We start from the raw sequence: 16,559 nt of genomic DNA, 5'->3' as shown, positions 1-16,559 counted from the left end.
TGAGAATTATAATATATCAAGAAAGAAAATGGGGTTTAAAAATGGCAGATTTATTTCACCGTGTAAGTATTCGTAAATTTAAAGATGAGGCTGTATCAAATGAAGATATCGGCTATATTCTGGAGGCAGCGATGGCAGCGCCGTCCGCGAAGAATCAGCAGCCGTGGGAGTTTTATGTAGTAGAAAATTGTGAAGTCTTAAAACAGCTCGGAGAGTCCAGCCCGTTCTCCGCCCCGGCAGGAAAAGCACCGGTGGCGATCGTGACTGCATACCGTGAGGAATGCGATCTGCCGGAATTTGCACAGATCGATATGAGCATCATGATGGAAAACCTGTGGCTTGCAGCGGATGAGATCGGACTTGGCGGCGTATGGCTCGGCGTAGCTCCGAGAGAGGACCGGATGAAGGATGTAGAGAAGATCGTCGGGATCCCGGCGGGACAGCGGGCCTTCGGCATCTTTGCTCTCGGTTACCCGGATGAGGAGCGGACCCAGCAGGATCGGTTCGATCAGAGCAGGATCCATTATGTGAAATAGGACGGTCTTTTTTCTGACAGATTCCATCGACGGAGTCGGTCCGGAATGAATTTTTCGCATTACTGGGGGGAGAAAAAGCAATGAAGGATCGGACAAAGGTAGATATTTCGACGGCGTTGACGACGTTATTGGCAAAGAAGGCGATCGATGATATTACCGTGCGGGAGATCGTAGAGCTATATGATATCCGGAGACAGATCTTCTGCACAGCAATCCGGGAATCGCGAATATGTCGGTTGAGAAGCAGAACTTTATCAGCAGGGCGTATTCCAGAGTGTTTGTCGGTCTGTTTCTGGACTGGGTCAGCAATGGGATGAAGGCAAAGGATCTGGACTGCTTTTCGGATGCCTGCATTCTGGTAGAAGGCGGAATTGAGGGAGTCTTGAAAAAATTAAAAAAATGATCCTGAAACAAAACAGGATCGGACGCGAAGGGCGTGTGAAGAATAAAGCTTCATTTTTCACACGCCCTTTTTGTGTAACAGGAAGTTTCGGGGAATTCCCTGCTACACAAAAGGCATTAACGTGCCGATGATGCGCATTTGCGGGCAGACGGATGCAAATTACAGATTTTTTCTGAAAAATTCTTCTGCGTTCCGGAACATGATTCCCTCTGCCAGATCCTTTGACATTCCCTTTTCCAGGAAATATTCGTAGAGATCAGCAGCCTTTGCCGGAGTGTTCAGGTATGTAGGAAGTGTCGCACCGTCGAAGTCGGAGCCGAGGGCGATGTTTTCATAGGCACCGAGGCTGAAAAAGTGCTCGATGTGGCGGTAGAGGTCGTCGGGAGAATCGCCGATGCCTCCATCGGTAATGAAACTCTTGCAGTAGTTCAGACCAATGAGGCAGTTCCGGCGGACCATCTCGCGGATCATATCATCCGTCAGGTTCCGCTTGTGGGAACAGATGGCGCGCGCGTTGGAGTGGGTCGCAACGAACGGACGGCGGGCGGTCTCAAAGAGGTCGGCGTAGCCGGTGTCGTTTAAATGGGAGACATCAACGAGGATCCCGCGGTCTTCCATTTCATGGACTGCCTGCCGTCCGAAATCTGTCATTCCGTGAGTGGTGGCGTGGCCGGAACCGAGCTCATTTTCGCCGTTCCAGGTAAGTGTCATGCAGCGGACTCCGTCATCTGCCAGTTTTTTTACGCGGGTGATATCACCGGCGAGAGCTGCTCCGCCCTCGATGGTCAGAAAAGCGGCCGTCTTTCCTGCCTCCCATGCAGCCTGCATATCGGAAGCGGAACGGCAGGGGGAGATGCGGTCATGGAATTTTTCCATCTGGCGGTTAAAATTGTCACGGTTTGTTTCGTAGTAATCGATGGCGGCCTGTCCGCGGTGCTGATCCGGGATGAAGATGGCATAAAACTGTGCCCAGTGAACGTCAGACGGGATCGCGTTCAGGGAGAGCACACGGTCCGGATCATCAAGCGTGTCCGGGGTCAGCCCCTTATGGGTACAGTCTGTGAGCGTGTCGCAGTGCAGATCGATAAGAGCATAGGGATTCATGGGAAATTCCTCCTGAAAATATATTTTGAATTTATTGTAACGGAACCGTTCAGACGTTTCCGTCAATTCTGTCTCCGGATCTCGCCTTTTAGGATCATCGGGTAGCGGATCAGGGAATCGGAATCAAGCGCCTCTTTTTTCATATCCACCGCGGTGATCTGGTGGTTTTCGTAGGTCGTATAGTAGTAGGTTCCGGTCTCGGCACTGCAGCAGGAGGTGTAGATCGTGATCTCATATTTTCCTTCTGCAACCTCACAGCAGCCGCGCTGCTGGTCCACAGAGCCTAAGATATGGAAGAACTGGCTGACGCTTTCTTCTTCGCTGTCACCGGAGATCGAGTTCGCGCGGGTGAATGCCACGCGGGCAAAGCGGGACTGGGAAGAGAGATCCCCCGGAAGACCGAGAGCGCCCATGCCGCGGCTGTAGGTGGCAAGCGGAAGCTCCGGAGAAAAATGATTTTCCGGCTGGCGCGGGGAAAGCCCGAGATAGTTATTTAAATGGAACATCTGCAGATCGAAGGGCGGATTGTTTGTGAGAACACCGGCAGGATCATCATGGACATGGAGTCCGTCGGCCATGGATTCCACAACGATCGCCTCGTTTTTATCGGCAATGATCCAGTGGAGACTTGCGGCAGGCATCTGCGGACTAAAAGGTGTTCCGACAAGATTCATACGGGCAAGTGCTTCGCGGACCTCCGGAATGGTTGCGCACCGGCTTAAGATCCAGGGGATAAATTCAAACTGGGCAACATTCTGCATTCCATCCACCGGCTCTGCATAGGCGGCGTTTCCGACAAAGTTGAGTCCTGCCATGCCGAGTCCCTTTTCGTTCATGGCATCATAATACAGAGGATAATTGTCTGCAATGTGCGCCATGCCGATGATGGCATAGTGGGATGTAAGCGTACCCATATGGCGGAACGGGATCGGGTAATTGCGGGGAGTGATCGTGATCTCCTCGCCGTAGGAAAATTCGTAGTCTAAGGTCCTTCCAAAATAAAAGCCCTTTGTCTTGTAAGTTGCTGCTGTACACATAAGACAGGAACCTCCTTAAAAATAGTAAATTCGCAGCGCGTTTATCTCATTCGGAGACCTGACTCCCACGGAGACAAATTTGCTGTTACTCACCACCTGAAAGAGGCGGGAGTCTTTTCGCCTGAGATAAATACGGATATAGTTTCTTCTGCATAAAAAAGATTATACCGCATTTTTTGGAAAAATTCATTAAAAAGAGCTTTACAAAAACACTTTAGTATGGTAACATGATAGCACGATGAAAACAGAGAGGTGAAACCGGACAGAAAAATGCGGCCGGTTTTCGGATATGACAAAAAGCTGGTCCGGGCAGCCGGATCACGGACAGATAAGAGGAGGAAATAATGATGAAAAAGAGATTATTAAGTGCAGTTATGGCATCCGCAATGGTACTTTCCCTCGCAGCATGCGGCGGAGCAAAGACAGAGACAACAGCAGCAGAGACAACTGCCGAGAAAAAAGAGGAGACAACAACAGCAGGTACGACAACTGCGGAGACGGCAGAAGCAGCAGGAGGCACACTGATCGTCGGCTTCGATCAGGATTTCCCGCCAATGGGATTTGTTGGTGACAACGGCGAATACACAGGTTTTGACCTTGATCTTGCGAAAGAAGTCGCAAGCCGTCTCGGTCTCGAATACAAGGCACAGCCGGTTGCCTGGGACTCCAAGGATATGGAGCTTGAATCCGGCAACATCGACTGTATCTGGAACGGATTTACGATCACAGGCCGCGAGGATGATTATACCTGGACTACACCGTATATGGCAAACAAGCAGGTATTCGTTGTAGCGAACGATTCCGATATCAAGAGTCAGGCTGACCTTGCGGGAAAAGTCGTGGAAGTACAGGCCGATTCCTCAGCGGAGGCTGCGTTGAAGGAAAATCAGGATCTTGCAAATACATTCGGCCAGCTTTTAACGACACCGGATTATAACACCGCATTTATGGATCTCGAACAGGGCGCGGTTGACGCAGTCGCAATGGACGTGATCGTTGCAGGCTACCAGATCAAGCAGAGAAACGCGGACTTTAAGATCCTTGACGATTCCCTCTCTGAGGAAGAATATGGCATTGGCTTTAAGAAGGGCAACACAGAGTTAAGAGATAAAGTACAGGGAGCGTTAGAGGAGATGGCTGCCGACGGCACATTAGCGAAGATCTCTGATGAATGGTTCGGCGAGGACGTTACGACGATCGGAAAGTAAGCGCGTGTCGGAGCTGTAGAAATCTTGCGGGATACGGAAATGCTGTTTGACAGACATTCCCATATCGGCTAAAATAGTAAAAGAATTTTGATTACGGGAACCGGAAAACAGTTCCCGTAATTTGTGTTATTTATCTCAGTCGAGAAGACTCCCACCTCTTTAGATGGTGAATAATAGCAAATTTGTCTCAGTGGGAGTCAGGTCTCTGACTGAGATAAACGCTCCGCGAGGATGCGCAGTGATTCTGTATGGAATATGTCAGCTTTGCTGACCAGAATCACGCGCCAAGTCTCACGGACGTTCGACTTGAATATGAAGGAAAGCAGGTAAAGATCGTATGGGTAAAATGACAATCGGGCAGATGGTCGCACAGCTCGCCGGTGGTATGCTGATCAGTACGCAGATCTTCGTGATCACGCTGCTGTTTTCTCTTCCACTTGGACTTATTGTGGCGTTCGGACGCTTATCGAAAAATCGCGTGATCAGCATGATCGTAAAATTTTACATCTCTATCATGCGCGGAACTCCGTTAATGCTGCAGCTGATGGTCGTTTATTTCGGACCATACTATCTGTTTCATATTAAAGTCGGCAGCGGTTACCGCCTGACAGCGACCTTTATCGGCTTTGTGATCAACTACGCGGCATATTTTGCAGAAATCTACCGCAGCGGCATTCAGTCGATGCCGATCGGCCAGTATGAGGCGGCACAGATCCTTGGCTACACGAAAGCTCAGACCTTTTTCAAGATCATTCTGCCTCAGGTCATCAAGCGCATTTTGCCGTCGATCACAAATGAGGTGATCACACTTGTAAAGGATACGTCCCTGTCATTCACCCTGAGTGTCGCTGAGATGTTCACGATCGCGAAAGCCCTGGCAGCATCCCAGACAAATATGATCCCGTTTGTCGCAGCCGGAATTTTCTACTATGTGTTCAACCTCATCGTGGCTGTCGTTATGGAGTGGATCGAGAAAAAGCTGGATTATTACCGGTAGGACTGGAGGTCTGTGGATCATGAATCTGTTAGAGTTAAATCATGTAGAAAAATCATTTGAGAACCTGTCTGTGCTGAAGGATATCTCCATCAGCATCGGCGAGGGCGAGATCGTATCCATCATCGGACCGTCCGGATCCGGGAAATCAACGCTGCTCAGGTGCGCGACAATGCTTGAGAAGATGGATGGCGGCGAGATCGTATATCTTGGGAAAAAAGCGGCATGGACGGACAAGGACGGACATGTGGTCTATGCGGATAAGAAGGACATGAAGGAGATCCGGAGCCAGTATGGTCTCGTGTTCCAGAATTTTAATCTTTTCCCGCATTATTCTGTGCTGAAGAATATCGTTGACGCGCCGATCCATGTGCAGAAGCGAGACAAGGAGACGGTATATCAGGAAGCGAGAGAGCTGTTAAAGAAGATGGGACTGGCGGACAAGGAAGACTATTATCCCTGCCAGTTATCCGGAGGACAGTGCCAGCGTGTGGCGATCGCGAGAGCTCTGGCGCTGAACCCGAAGATCCTGTTCTTCGATGAACCCACATCAGCTCTGGACCCGGAGCTGACAGCCGAGGTGTTAAAGGTGATCCGTTCTCTGGCGGATCTGAATATCGCCATGGTGATCGTTACCCATGAGATGGCGTTTGCAAGGGATATTTCCCACCGCGTGATCTTCATGGAGGGCGGCGTGATCGTCGAGGAGGGAACGCCGGAGAAGGTGTTTGCATCCGATAATGAGAGAATGAGGAGCTTTCTGGGACGATATGGGGAGATCCTGTAATTATGTTGACCTCTCTTGCGTTAATATTTTTAGTGGGACTTTCCGCCGCAGCAATCTGCGGGAGGCTGCGGCTGCCGCGTATTATTGGTATGCTGTTCACGGGAATTATTCTGGGACCGCATGTTTTAGGTCTTCTGGATGACAAGATCCTGTCGATCTCATCGGAACTCCGGCAGATGGCTCTTATTATTATTTTATTGAAAGCAGGGCTTTCTTTAAATCTTGCGGATCTGAAAAAAGTAGGCCGTCCGGCAGTCATGATGTCGTTTGTACCGGCAAGCTTTGAGATTTGTGGATATCTGCTCTGTGCGCCGATGATCCTGGGGATAACGAGAATTGAGGCGGCAGTCATGGGCGCGGTCCTGGCGGCAGTGTCTCCGGCGGTCGTAGTGCCGAGGATGGTACAGCTCATGGAAAGCGGATATGGAACGAAAAAGAGTATTCCACAGATGATCTTAGCGGGAGCGTCCTGCGATGATATTTTTGTAATCGTGCTGTTTTCCACATTTTCCGGGATGGCCCAGGGCGGTACGGCGGATATGAAGCAGTTTTTAAATATCCCGGTGTCCATTGTGCTTGGAATCCTGCTGGGCGCGGTCGTTGGATATCTTTTGAGCCTCTTTTTTGAGACCGCCTATGCGAAAGCACATTATGTGAGAAACAGTATGAAGGTCATGATCGTTCTTGGAGTTTCCTTCCTTCTGATGGCTGTGGAGACATGGGTGAAGGCTTATGTATCAGTGTCCGGTCTGTTGGCCGTAGTCAGCATGGCATGCGTTCTGAAGATCAAATGCCCGAAATCTGTCTCAGGAAGACTCTCGGAGAAATTCGGAAAGCTCTGGATCGCGGCGGAAGTTGTCTTATTTGTACTGGTCGGTGCAGCGGTTGATATCCGGTATACGGCGATGGCCGGAGCCGCGGCGATTGTCATGATCCTGCTGGCGTTGATGTTCCGTGCTGTCGGTGTTCTTGTGTGCATGACGGGAACGGCATTGGATAAGAAGGAACGGGTATTTACGGTGATCGCGTATCTGCCGAAAGCGACGGTGCAGGCGGCGATCGGTTCTGTTCCGATGGCAATGGGACTTGCCTGCGGTCAGATCGTGTTGTCAGTAGCGGTCCTTGCAATCCTGATCACGGCACCGCTTGGGGCGATCGGGATGGATATGACGTATAAGAAGCTGTTGAAAAAACAGGAAAAAATCTCATAATATAAATTTGATTTGAAAAAATACCGGATGTGGGCTATAATGAGCGCAAAATATGCGGTATCAGGCAGGCGTTTTCATCAGGGACGTTTTATTTCACTGAGCTGATATTTGAAATACCGCAAAACAGGAGGCAATTATGGATTTCGAAAAATTATGCGCAGAAAGATATTCTCTTAGAAAATATGCAGATCGCCCGGTGGAGGCAGAAAAGCTGGAAAAGGTGCTGGAGGCAGGTCACAATGCACCGACGGCTCACAATCTCCAGCCGCAGCGCATTCTTGTGATGCAGAGCAGAGAGGCATTGGAGAAAGCAGAGGAGTGCACCGCATGCAAGTTCCATGCACCGGTGATCCTTGTTGTCGCGTATGATCCGGCGAAGGCCTGGAACCGTGAGGGAGATATGAAGAACCACGGGGAGATCGATGCGACGATCGCGGCGACACAGATGATGCTTCAGGCGGCAGATCTCGGTCTTGGAACCTGCTATGTCGGCATGTTCAGCCAGGAGAAGCTTCATGAGCTGTTCCCGGAGATGAAGGGACTTGTTGCGACTGCGATGCTTCCGCTCGGATATCCGGCAGAGACGGCGCATCCGTCAAGACTTCACACCGACAGAATGCCGTTAGATGAGATGGTGATCCGTCTGTAAAAGCATATACATAGATTCAGACCTGCCAAAGTGGAAGAAAGCCACGGGCAGGTCTCTTCTTTTTCTGAAGTGTTCGCGTTGCTGTACACGGGCAATGTCAGTGACGTGTTGTTACTGTACACGGGTAGGAATTTTCTGAACTGAAAATTCCGTACAATACAGTGGTGGTAGTGGATTTTGCCGATTCGGAATGCGAAGCATCGGCAAAATCCTGTTACAGTGCGCGGGCATGGAGTGCCCGTGTACTGTAACGACGTGTTCGCGGCATAAAAACTTTTGTTCGTATAAAAAATACACAAAATATCTTTTTTGTGGTAAAATATCGGACAGGAGGCAGCCTGAGATGACCGCTTCTGTTACTCAGTATTGAAAAACGGAGGAATGACAGATGGAATATAAGGTTTCCGAGAAGATTCAGAAGAAATTCGACACACTGACAAAGGATGCAAAGGTTCAGAAAGCCCTTCAGTTTATGGAAGATGACCAGAACGAGATCATCAACAGACAGATCGAGCTTACCCTGATCCCGGCACCGACGAACCATGAGCAGAAAAAAGCAGCGAGACTTCTTGAGATGTTTAAGGAGGAAGGTCTTACAGACTGCCATATCGACGAGTACGGCAACTGCATCGGAATCCGAAAAGGTACCGGTGGCGGAAAGACGGTTCTTGTAGAGGGACATATGGACACGGTATTCCCGCTTGATACAAAGCTTGAGATCGTCCGTGAGGACGGCTTTATCAAATGCCCGGGAATCGTGGATGATACGAGAGGATGTGCGACCGTCCTGTCTACGATCCGCGCTTTAAATGCGGCAGGAATTGAGACAAAGGGCGATATTCAGTTTGTCGGAACGGTTCAGGAGGAAGGAACCGGCGCGTTAAAAGGAATGCAGTATTATGTAAACCACCATCCGGAGCTGGATGCCAGCATTTCCGTTGACGGCCCGGGATTTCAGGAGATCACCTATGAGGCGACCGGAATCCAGACATACGAGATCAACTTCCACGGCATCGGCGGACATGCCTGCGGAGCCTTCGCAAAGGTAGCAAACCCGATCCATGCGGCAGGACGTGCGATCGCGAAGATCTCTGAGATCCAGGTTCCGAAGGAGCCGATGACTACATTTGCGGTGACCACCATGCAGGCGGGAAGCTTCGAGGCTGTCCATGCGATCGTTCCGGTGGCACAGATCCGCTTCAACTTCCGTTCGAACTCTCAGGAAGAGCTTGAGAAGCTCCGCAAGAAGATCTTCGATGCCATCGATGAGGCATGCAAGGAGGAGACAGAGCGCTGGGGCATGGATACGATCACATACGATGTAAAACATATCTGTGATGTCAATGCCGGCCATCAGGATGCCCATGCGCCGATCGTAGAGGGCGCCATGGCGGCGGCAGAGTATCTTGGATGCGAGGAGCCGAAGCTTGGAAACGGTGGCTCCACAAACTGCAACCGTGCTCTCGAAGCAGGACTCCCGGCAGTGTGCCTCGGCATGGGCGCGGATTATGATATCCACGCGCATATGCTTTCCGAGCAGTTTAAGGTTGAGGGTGCATATAAGGGCTGCCAGCAGACATTGCTGCTTGCGCTGCTCTGCGCGGGCATGGATGATGTAGAGAGCATTATCGAGAAATAGCAGGATAAAAATGAAAGCTTAGCATGAAAACGGCACAGGCCTGTCAGGTAAATGGCGGGTGTGTGCCGTTTTTGATCGACCGATCTGCATGGTGACACTTTTTATGAAAAGCCGCACATTTGCCGCAGAAAATCAAGGAAAAAGCAAGAAATAATCACCTTGACACTATGTAGTGCGTTGGATAAAATAGAGAATGACAGTTGGATTGTGCCGATCTGCAGTCGAAAGCGTGCTGCAAGCTTGCCAGCATAAACGCTTTTGAATGAAAAGCGGTATAAGGGCAATGCCCGGAGTTTCTTGGGCGCCGGAGGCGAACAAGAAGAGAGCAATCCGGTAACTGAAAATAAAAAAGGCAGGATGGAATCATGAAAAAAATAAGAATGCTTCTTCCGACAGGCGCTGTGATCGGCATGCTGGTGGTGGGAACAGCGTTTCCTGCGATGGCAGCGGCAGATAGCGATACGGCAAAATTTGTACGCGGCACTACGATCAATGCGGTGGATGTCTCCAAGCAGACGGCACAGCAGGCGAAAGGATATCTGGAAGGTTATTTCAACGAACACTACGAGATTAAAATACAGGACGCGGACGGCAACCTGGAAGTCTTAAAGGGAACCGATGTCGGTTACCACTTAAACGTTACCGGCAGCGTCGATGATATTTTAAAGGAGCAGAATGACACAGGAAGAAAGACGGGGCCCGGCTCTGACCAGAGCTACACAGTGACCGTGGAGGCAACTCTCGATGACGGGAAGCTTGCCGCAGCGCTGGCAAACCTGCACTGTGTGACGGCGGCAACACCGACTTCCAACGCGTATATCTCTGCTTACGAGGAAGGAAAACCCTTTACGATCGTTCCAGAAGTTCAGGGAAACGAACTGGATATGGATAAAATGAAGGCTGCCGTTAAATCAGCACTTTTAAGCCAGAAAAAACAGATCCGGCTTGCAGACGAGGATTGCTATAAAAAGATCACCGTAAAATCTGATGACGCGAACCTGGTACAGCTCTGCACAACATTAAACGCATACAAGGATATCCAGATTACATATGTGTTTGGATCCAGCAGAGAGACCCTGGATGGTCTGGAACTGGCAAAATGGGTGACTGGGACGAACGGCACTGAGATCCAGGTAGACCGTGACAAGGCAGTAGCATATGTGAAGTCTTTAGCGGATAAGTATGACACTTACGGAAACCATAAGTATAAGACGACATCCGGCCGGGATGTTGTTGTATACGGAAAATATGGCTGGAAGATCAACCAGACAGCCGAGACAGACGCCCTCGTGGAGGCAGTAAAAGCGTGCCAGACAACGGAGCGCGAGCCGATCTACGAGAGCCGCGGCGCGACCCACGATGGTTATGATTTCGGACAGACTTATATCGAGGTGGATCTTGCCACACAGCATCTCTATTTCTATAAAGATGGAAAAGTGATCATCGACAGCCCGTTCGTATCCGGAAACGTGTCAAAGAACTACACGACACCTCCGGGACTCTTTGAGCTGTATTATAAACAGAAAGACCGTGTATTAAAGGGAGAAGATTATGCGGCTCCTGTAAAATACTGGATGCCGTTCAACGGTGGGATCGGACTTCATGACGCGGACTGGAGAAGCAAGTTCGGCGGAACGATCTACCAGACAAACGGTTCCCACGGATGCATCAACCTGCCGCCGAAGGTAGCAGCACAGGTGTATGAGAACGCATATAAGGGAATTCCGATCATCTGCTGCAATTAAAGCGGGGACGGATCTCAAAAAGGATGAAAAGTAACTGTTCAGTATGGCTGCGCATTTACGAAAAATAATTATGGAAAGAATATTCATCAGAGGGAGATATGCACCGGAAAAGGTGACAAAAGCCGCAGCATGAATACCGAAAGGGAAAGAAAAAATGGATAAACAGCAGGTTTTAAATCAGTTAAGAAACGCAAAGGAGATCTATGTTATCATGTCTCTGTGCACAAAAATGCCGTATGTGGTATGCGACAAAGAGACATTCGATGACGAAGTTCTGCTCTATTTTAAGGAAGAAGATATCAGACGTGAGGGCAAGCGCCTCATCGAGGAGAAGATTCCGGTACAGATCGCGAAAGTCGACGCGAACCAGATGCTTCACTTTTATGGAAACCTTTACACGATGGGTGTAAACTGCCTGATGGTAGACCAGTATATGGAGAGCGAGTGCCGGATCCAGCTTTCGGAGCTTGTGAACCGTCCGGGCCAGAATAAGCCGGGTGCACCGGAAGAAGAGAAGAAAACCTGGATCGAGAACCCGAGCCTTCATCTGACTGCCCTGTACTTTATGCAGGAGCTTCGCAGACAGAAATTCGAGAAGATGCCGGATGAGTTAAAGGAGATGCAGGAGGAGATCCTTGCAGACTTTACCCGCGGAACATACATCACCGCATTTCAGGAAGGTGCGGGCGTTCCGTTATTAAAACAGAAAAACGGTGATGCGTACCAGCCGATCTTTACGGACATCATTGAGTTCGGAAAATTCAACTCGAAGAACCAGTTCAAAGCGATCGCGGTAACCGCAGATAAGATCCCGAGCATCCTCGTAAAAGAGGCAAAGGGAGTGGTTGTAAACCCATTTGGCGTTAATCTCCAGATGCCGATCACAAAGCGTACTGTTCCGAACCCGGAAGCTGCTGCACATGCGGATGCTCAGGCGGCAGTTCAGGCAACTCAGGTCGAGGTCAATGCGACTCATGAGAGAGCAGGCGCTGAGGAAGAGAGCGGAGCCGGGAATAAGGCAGAGAACTAAAGAAAAATTATGAAACTCCGGCGTGTCCGCATCACGGAAAACAGTGAGCAGGATACGGCGGAGTTTGTAATACTTCCCGGTCTCAGGGAACAGGCCCGCAGAGGTGGGATAAGGAGGTTGACAGCTTTGGAGAGTGACAGAAGGAAGATCGAAGAAACATATTTAAAGGCAGTGGATATCGGATATTCCTACCGCCTCGCAAAGAAGATGGAGGAATTTAAGAGCAATCCGGTCCTTGGCTACCGCACGGCGGGATCGAAGGCGGAATTTGGCACTGGGGAATTCCTGAAAGAGGAGATGAAGCGGATCGGGCTCTCTGATATCCATAAAGATGAGATCTGTCTGGATTCCTGGGAGTTTGAGAAGGCGGTCATGCGGTTTACGGACCGAGACGGAGAAAAACATGAAATCCAGCTCGGCGCTTATCAGACAGAGTTTGTAACGGATGGCTGGAAAGAGTATCCGCTTGTCTATGCCGGACGAGGAAAGGAAGCGGACTATGACGGCGTGGATGTGACAGGATGCCTTGTGATGGTGGATATCAACCAGAGAGACGAGTGGTGGATCAACTATCCGGTGTATCAGGCCCACTTAAAGGGCGCGGCGGCGGTGATCGCAGTTCAGGACAACGGCTATGGAGAGATTGACAGTGAGGCGTTAAATGCCCAGGATATCGCAGGACCGAAGGACGCCCCGGCGTTTTCCATGTCGAGAAAGGATGCGGAGATCCTGAAAGCGGCATTAAAGGAGAAACCGCGGATCACGGTACAGTTTGACGCGAAATCCGTAGTGAAGGAAAATATGCCATCCTATAATGTCTGGGGAACCATTCCCGGAAGGTCGGAGGACATGATCCTGCTCAGCGGCCATTATGACTCTTATTTTGATGGATTTCAGGATGATAACTGCGCTATCGCGCTGATGTTTGGGATCGCCAGGACGCTTTTAGAGATTGGATATAAACCTGAGAAGACCATCGTTTTCTGCTGTATGGCGGCGGAGGAATGGGGGATCGAGAACTCCAAGTATGACTGGTCTACCGGTGCATGGCAGCAGGTATTTAAGCTCCGGCCGGAATGGCAGGGAAAGGTCATCGCGGACCTGAATTTCGAGCTCCCGGCCTACGCCCACAATCCCTGGGACGCGATCCGGTCCACCTACGAATATGAAGACTTCCTGACAGAATTTGTGAAAGAGTTTCCTGTGGACGCGAGAAAGGTCTACCCGGAAGGTCTCGGGGTCCAGTGCCCGATCGAGACGTGGTCAGATGATTTCTCCGTTGCGATCTCAGGAATTCCGTCCATGGTGAATGAATTTAGCAGCGCGGAGTTTATGGAGACCCATTATCACTCCCAGTTTGACAACGACGAGTATTACAACGCGGATGTGTTCCGGTTCCACCATGAGCTGTATGGACTTCTTGTCATGGCATTCGACCGGGTGAAAGTTGCGCCGGTGAATGTTGGAAGAACGCTCCAGGCGCTCCAGGAGAGCGTCAGACCGGTTACGGGACGGGAGGACGAGAAGAGTCTCCGGGTTCTGCTGGAGCGGACGGCTGAGGCGAAGAAGATCGCGGATGAGGTGTACCGGAAGGTAAAAGAAATTAATGATGTGAAGAATGCCGATGCTGCATGCTGTATACATAAAGGTGGTCAAGAATCTCATATAGAAGAAAAATCCGAGGCCGATGGGGCGGATGAAGCGGAAAGTGCGACTGTTCAACGTGGCGAAAATGCAGCGGATACAGAAGCGAATGATAGAAACGCTGCGCTTCAGAGGCAGCTCCTGTATTTGTTCCGCAAATGCCAGGACTATTTTGTCCGTCTCAACTGGCACGATGAGGTCCTGTTCCCCCACGAGGCCGCCCAGAGCAATCTGCGCCATATCGGCGATGCAGTGCGCAGTCTGGAAAATAAGGACGTCAGAGGGGCTCTTGACGCCTTGTATCTGGTGGACAACAATCAGTATGCGTTCCAGTTTGACGATGAAGTATATCACTATTTTACGGAATATGTCTTGAACCAGGAAAAAGACCGGCTGCAGTGGGGAGCTGGACGGATCGTCCATCATGTGGATCTCTCGAAAGAGGTCAAGAGTCTCAAAAAGAAGATCGCCGAGGGCGGACATGACGTGACGGAAGAGCTTTGTGCACTGAAAAAAATGGAGGAAGAGCAGCTTGCCTGCTTTGACGATGACATAAGATATATGACCCAGGCCGTGGATACCCTGACGGATGGGTTAAAAAAAGCGAAAGAGGTGTTGGATTTTTAGTTATGGACAGCCAGATATTGTACCGGGTACAGAGAGAAGATCTGCCCCGGCTCCAGAAAATGCTGGTAGAATGTTTTGCCAGAGACCCGCTTTATGAGACTCTGATCCCGGATGCCGAGACGAGAAAGCGGCTGATGCCGGAACTTTTTGAGTGTGATCTGAACGAGTTTTATGAGACATGTGAAATTTTTGCGGATAGCCCGGAGTTAAACGGACTCCTGGTCGTCTCCGATGAGGCGGAGGAATATGATCCGGTCCGCTTTTACCTTACAGAAGCGTGGGCGTCCTTAAAGACAGATGAGTATCTGATCAAGGAGGACAAGAGCTTAAAGACGCTCTGGAATTTTATCAAGGGACGTGATTACTTAAACTCCCATTGGACGGCCCAGCTTCACCAGGAGAACCGCTTACATATCATCTACCTTGCGGTGAGTCCGAGTGTACAGCATCACGGGGTTGCGGAAAAACTGATGGATGATGCGATCCGGTATGCCGGAGAACACCGGATGATGATCTCGTTGGAGACGCACAATGAGAAGAATGTGGCGTTTTATGCGCATTTCGGATTTAAGGTGTTCGGGATCGTGGAGAAAGGCATGGGACTGAAGCAGTATTGCCTGGTGAGAGAAATTCAGTAACCTGAAGAGGACTTATCCGGCCATGGCGGCTCTGCGGTGCACCGGAAACGGTCAGGAAATTTCATAACAGATAAAAAACAAGGACCTCAGCGATTGGCAGCCGCTGAGGTCCTTATTTTTATGGTATATATTGAGGAATAAACTTGCCCTTATTGGCAAATTGGGCAACTATTTCATGATCGCATCACCCGATATACAGGTGATGCAGGATCAAAGATTTTGATTATCTCTGAACACGTCCGGATCCATCGCCGCCAGCTAATTTCTTAACTTCGTCTACGGAAACCATGTTCATGTCGCCTTCGATGGAGTGCTTTAAGCAGGAAGCTGCTACTGCGAACTCGATAATGCTCTGAGCATCCATGTCGCTTAAGCAAGCGTAGATCAGTCCGCCGCCGAAGCTGTCGCCGCCGCCTACACGGTCAACGATGTGCATTGCGTATTTCTTGCTGAAGTAGTAGTCCTTGCCATCGTATAACATAGCGGACCAGTTGTTATCGTTTGCGGAGATGGACTCACGAAGTGTGATAGCAACCTTCTGGAAACCGAAACGGTCAGCAAGCTGTTTTGCAACGTCCTTGTAACCCTCGTGGTTTACAGCACCCTTTGTAACGTCTGTGTTGGAAGCCTTGATACCGAATACATCGGAAGCATCCTCTTCGTTTGCGATGCAGACATCAACATATTTGCAGAGCTCACCCATAACCTCGCCTGCTTTAGCCTTTGTCCAGAGCTTATTTCTGTAGTTTAAGTCGCAGGAAACTGTGATGCCGAGTTCTTTTGCTTTCTTACATGCCTCAAGGCAGATAGCAGCAACAGTGTCGTTTAATGCCGGTGTGATACCTGTGAAGTGGAACCAGTCAGCGCCCTCGAAGATCTTAGCCCAGTCGAAATCTTCCGGAGTAGCCTCGGAGATTGCGGAATGTGCACGATCATAGATAACCTTGGACGGTCTCTGGGAAGCACCTTTTTCAAGGAAGTAGATACCTACACGGTCGCCGCCGCGTGTGATAGTGGAAGTATCAACGCCGTATCTTCTTAACTCGTTGACAGCAGCCTGGCCGATCTCGTGCTTCGGAAGCTTTGTAACGAATGCAGCGTCAAAACCGTAGTTTGCAAGGGAAACAGCTACGTTAGCCTCGCCGCCGCCGTAAGTAGCGCCGAAGTTGTTAGCCTGAACGAAACGATAGTATCCCTCCGGAGCGAGACGGAGCATGATTTCACCAAATGTAATAACTCTCTTGGACATGAGGATTCTCCTTAAAATTTAATATAATTTAACCTGTTGTGCTAGATAAAATAATATA

General features: G+C 50.0%; 15 protein-coding genes. 12 read left to right on the top strand and 3 right to left on the bottom strand.

The window, feature by feature from the left end:
• Positions 1–41 precede the first annotated feature (41 nt).
• Positions 42–536, top strand: coding sequence for a nitroreductase family protein (locus DXA87_RS06050; protein ID WP_117503552.1), 495 nt, complete (start codon positions 42–44; stop codon positions 534–536).
• A 229-nt stretch (positions 537–765) separates the two neighbouring features.
• Positions 766–939: a TetR-like C-terminal domain-containing protein gene (locus tag DXA87_RS17930; RefSeq protein ID WP_158553033.1), complete on the top strand. Its 174-nt coding sequence runs from the start codon at positions 766–768 to the stop codon at positions 937–939.
• Between the two features lie 159 nt (positions 940–1,098).
• Here DXA87_RS17930 and DXA87_RS06045 read toward each other — a convergent pair whose 3' ends face one another.
• Both DXA87_RS06045 and bsh read right to left on the bottom strand, forming a co-directional pair.
• Positions 1,099–2,043: a membrane dipeptidase gene (locus DXA87_RS06045; RefSeq protein ID WP_117503551.1), complete on the bottom strand. Its 945-nt coding sequence runs from the start codon at positions 2,041–2,043 to the stop codon at positions 1,099–1,101.
• Between the two features lie 62 nt (positions 2,044–2,105).
• Positions 2,106–3,080, bottom strand: a complete 975-nt coding sequence (bsh, locus tag DXA87_RS06040) for a choloylglycine hydrolase (RefSeq protein ID WP_117503550.1) — start codon at positions 3,078–3,080, stop codon at positions 2,106–2,108.
• Between the two features lie 347 nt (positions 3,081–3,427).
• Between bsh and DXA87_RS06035 the strand changes: the two genes are divergently transcribed.
• From DXA87_RS06035 to DXA87_RS05990, 10 genes are all read left to right on the top strand, one after another.
• Positions 3,428–4,288 carry an amino acid ABC transporter substrate-binding protein gene (locus DXA87_RS06035; RefSeq protein WP_117503549.1) on the top strand — a complete coding sequence of 287 codons (861 nt, stop codon included), beginning with the start codon at positions 3,428–3,430 and terminating at the stop codon, positions 4,286–4,288.
• Between the two features lie 346 nt (positions 4,289–4,634).
• Positions 4,635–5,285 carry an amino acid ABC transporter permease gene (locus tag DXA87_RS06030; protein WP_347465600.1) on the top strand — a complete coding sequence of 217 codons (651 nt, stop codon included), beginning with the start codon at positions 4,635–4,637 and terminating at the stop codon, positions 5,283–5,285.
• Positions 5,286–5,304: 19 nt separating this feature from the next.
• Positions 5,305–6,069, top strand: a complete 765-nt coding sequence (locus DXA87_RS06025; protein WP_117503548.1) for an amino acid ABC transporter ATP-binding protein — start codon at positions 5,305–5,307, stop codon at positions 6,067–6,069.
• A 2-nt stretch (positions 6,070–6,071) separates the two neighbouring features.
• Positions 6,072–7,280, top strand: a complete 1,209-nt coding sequence (locus DXA87_RS06020) for a cation:proton antiporter (RefSeq protein WP_117503547.1) — start codon at positions 6,072–6,074, stop codon at positions 7,278–7,280.
• Positions 7,281–7,416: 136 nt separating this feature from the next.
• Complete coding sequence (locus tag DXA87_RS06015) at positions 7,417–7,929, top strand: nitroreductase family protein (RefSeq protein ID WP_015552955.1); 513 nt, start codon at positions 7,417–7,419, stop codon at positions 7,927–7,929.
• Positions 7,930–8,317: 388 nt separating this feature from the next.
• On the top strand, positions 8,318–9,568 hold the full coding sequence (locus tag DXA87_RS06010; RefSeq protein ID WP_117503546.1) for a M20/M25/M40 family metallo-hydrolase: 1,251 nt from the start codon (positions 8,318–8,320) through the stop codon (positions 9,566–9,568).
• A gap of 365 nt (positions 9,569–9,933) precedes the next feature.
• Complete coding sequence (locus DXA87_RS06005; RefSeq protein ID WP_015552957.1) at positions 9,934–11,313, top strand: L,D-transpeptidase family protein; 1,380 nt, start codon at positions 9,934–9,936, stop codon at positions 11,311–11,313.
• A gap of 154 nt (positions 11,314–11,467) precedes the next feature.
• Positions 11,468–12,343: an SseB family protein gene (locus DXA87_RS06000; RefSeq protein ID WP_117503545.1), complete on the top strand. Its 876-nt coding sequence runs from the start codon at positions 11,468–11,470 to the stop codon at positions 12,341–12,343.
• Positions 12,344–12,469: 126 nt separating this feature from the next.
• A complete protein-coding gene (locus DXA87_RS05995) occupies positions 12,470–14,614 on the top strand; it encodes a M28 family peptidase (protein ID WP_242998015.1) in 2,145 nt (714 codons plus the stop codon).
• Between the two features lie 2 nt (positions 14,615–14,616).
• Entirely contained in the window at positions 14,617–15,252 is a 636-nt protein-coding gene (locus DXA87_RS05990; protein ID WP_117468983.1) for a GNAT family N-acetyltransferase, read from the top strand.
• A gap of 223 nt (positions 15,253–15,475) precedes the next feature.
• On the opposite strand, the gene DXA87_RS05985 is transcribed toward DXA87_RS05990, so the two are convergent.
• The gene (locus DXA87_RS05985; RefSeq protein WP_021905128.1) at positions 15,476–16,501 is read right to left on the bottom strand and encodes a sugar kinase; all 1,026 of its coding nucleotides are present in this window, start codon (positions 16,499–16,501) and stop codon (positions 15,476–15,478) included.
• Positions 16,502–16,559: the final 58 nt, after the last annotated feature.

The organism is Desulfotomaculum sp. OF05-3 (genome assembly GCF_003435535.1).
Taxonomy (GTDB): Bacteria; Bacillota; Clostridia; order Lachnospirales; family Lachnospiraceae; genus Pilosibacter; species Pilosibacter fragilis.
This window is presented reverse-complemented; position numbering and strand designations above follow the sequence as displayed.

Excerpts from the sequence above, each read along its gene's own strand:
- DXA87_RS05990 (WP_117468983.1), top strand. The coding sequence starts at position 14,617 with ATGGACAGCCAGATATTGTACCGGGTACAGAGAGAAGATCTGCCCCGG.
- DXA87_RS06000 (WP_117503545.1), top strand. The coding sequence starts at position 11,468 with ATGGATAAACAGCAGGTTTTAAATCAGTTAAGAAACGCAAAGGAGATC.
- bsh (WP_117503550.1), bottom strand. The coding sequence starts at position 3,080 with ATGTGTACAGCAGCAACTTACAAGACAAAGGGCTTTTATTTTGGAAGG.
- DXA87_RS05985 (WP_021905128.1), bottom strand. The coding sequence starts at position 16,501 with ATGTCCAAGAGAGTTATTACATTTGGTGAAATCATGCTCCGTCTCGCT.
- DXA87_RS06020 (WP_117503547.1), top strand. The coding sequence starts at position 6,072 with ATGTTGACCTCTCTTGCGTTAATATTTTTAGTGGGACTTTCCGCCGCA.
- DXA87_RS06005 (WP_015552957.1), top strand. The coding sequence starts at position 9,934 with ATGAAAAAAATAAGAATGCTTCTTCCGACAGGCGCTGTGATCGGCATG.
- DXA87_RS17930 (WP_158553033.1), top strand. The coding sequence starts at position 766 with ATGTCGGTTGAGAAGCAGAACTTTATCAGCAGGGCGTATTCCAGAGTG.
- DXA87_RS06050 (WP_117503552.1), top strand. The coding sequence starts at position 42 with ATGGCAGATTTATTTCACCGTGTAAGTATTCGTAAATTTAAAGATGAG.
- DXA87_RS06010 (WP_117503546.1), top strand. The coding sequence starts at position 8,318 with ATGGAATATAAGGTTTCCGAGAAGATTCAGAAGAAATTCGACACACTG.
- DXA87_RS06030 (WP_347465600.1), top strand. The coding sequence starts at position 4,635 with ATGACAATCGGGCAGATGGTCGCACAGCTCGCCGGTGGTATGCTGATC.
- DXA87_RS06025 (WP_117503548.1), top strand. The coding sequence starts at position 5,305 with ATGAATCTGTTAGAGTTAAATCATGTAGAAAAATCATTTGAGAACCTG.
- DXA87_RS06035 (WP_117503549.1), top strand. The coding sequence starts at position 3,428 with ATGAAAAAGAGATTATTAAGTGCAGTTATGGCATCCGCAATGGTACTT.
- DXA87_RS06015 (WP_015552955.1), top strand. The coding sequence starts at position 7,417 with ATGGATTTCGAAAAATTATGCGCAGAAAGATATTCTCTTAGAAAATAT.
- DXA87_RS06045 (WP_117503551.1), bottom strand. The coding sequence starts at position 2,043 with ATGAATCCCTATGCTCTTATCGATCTGCACTGCGACACGCTCACAGAC.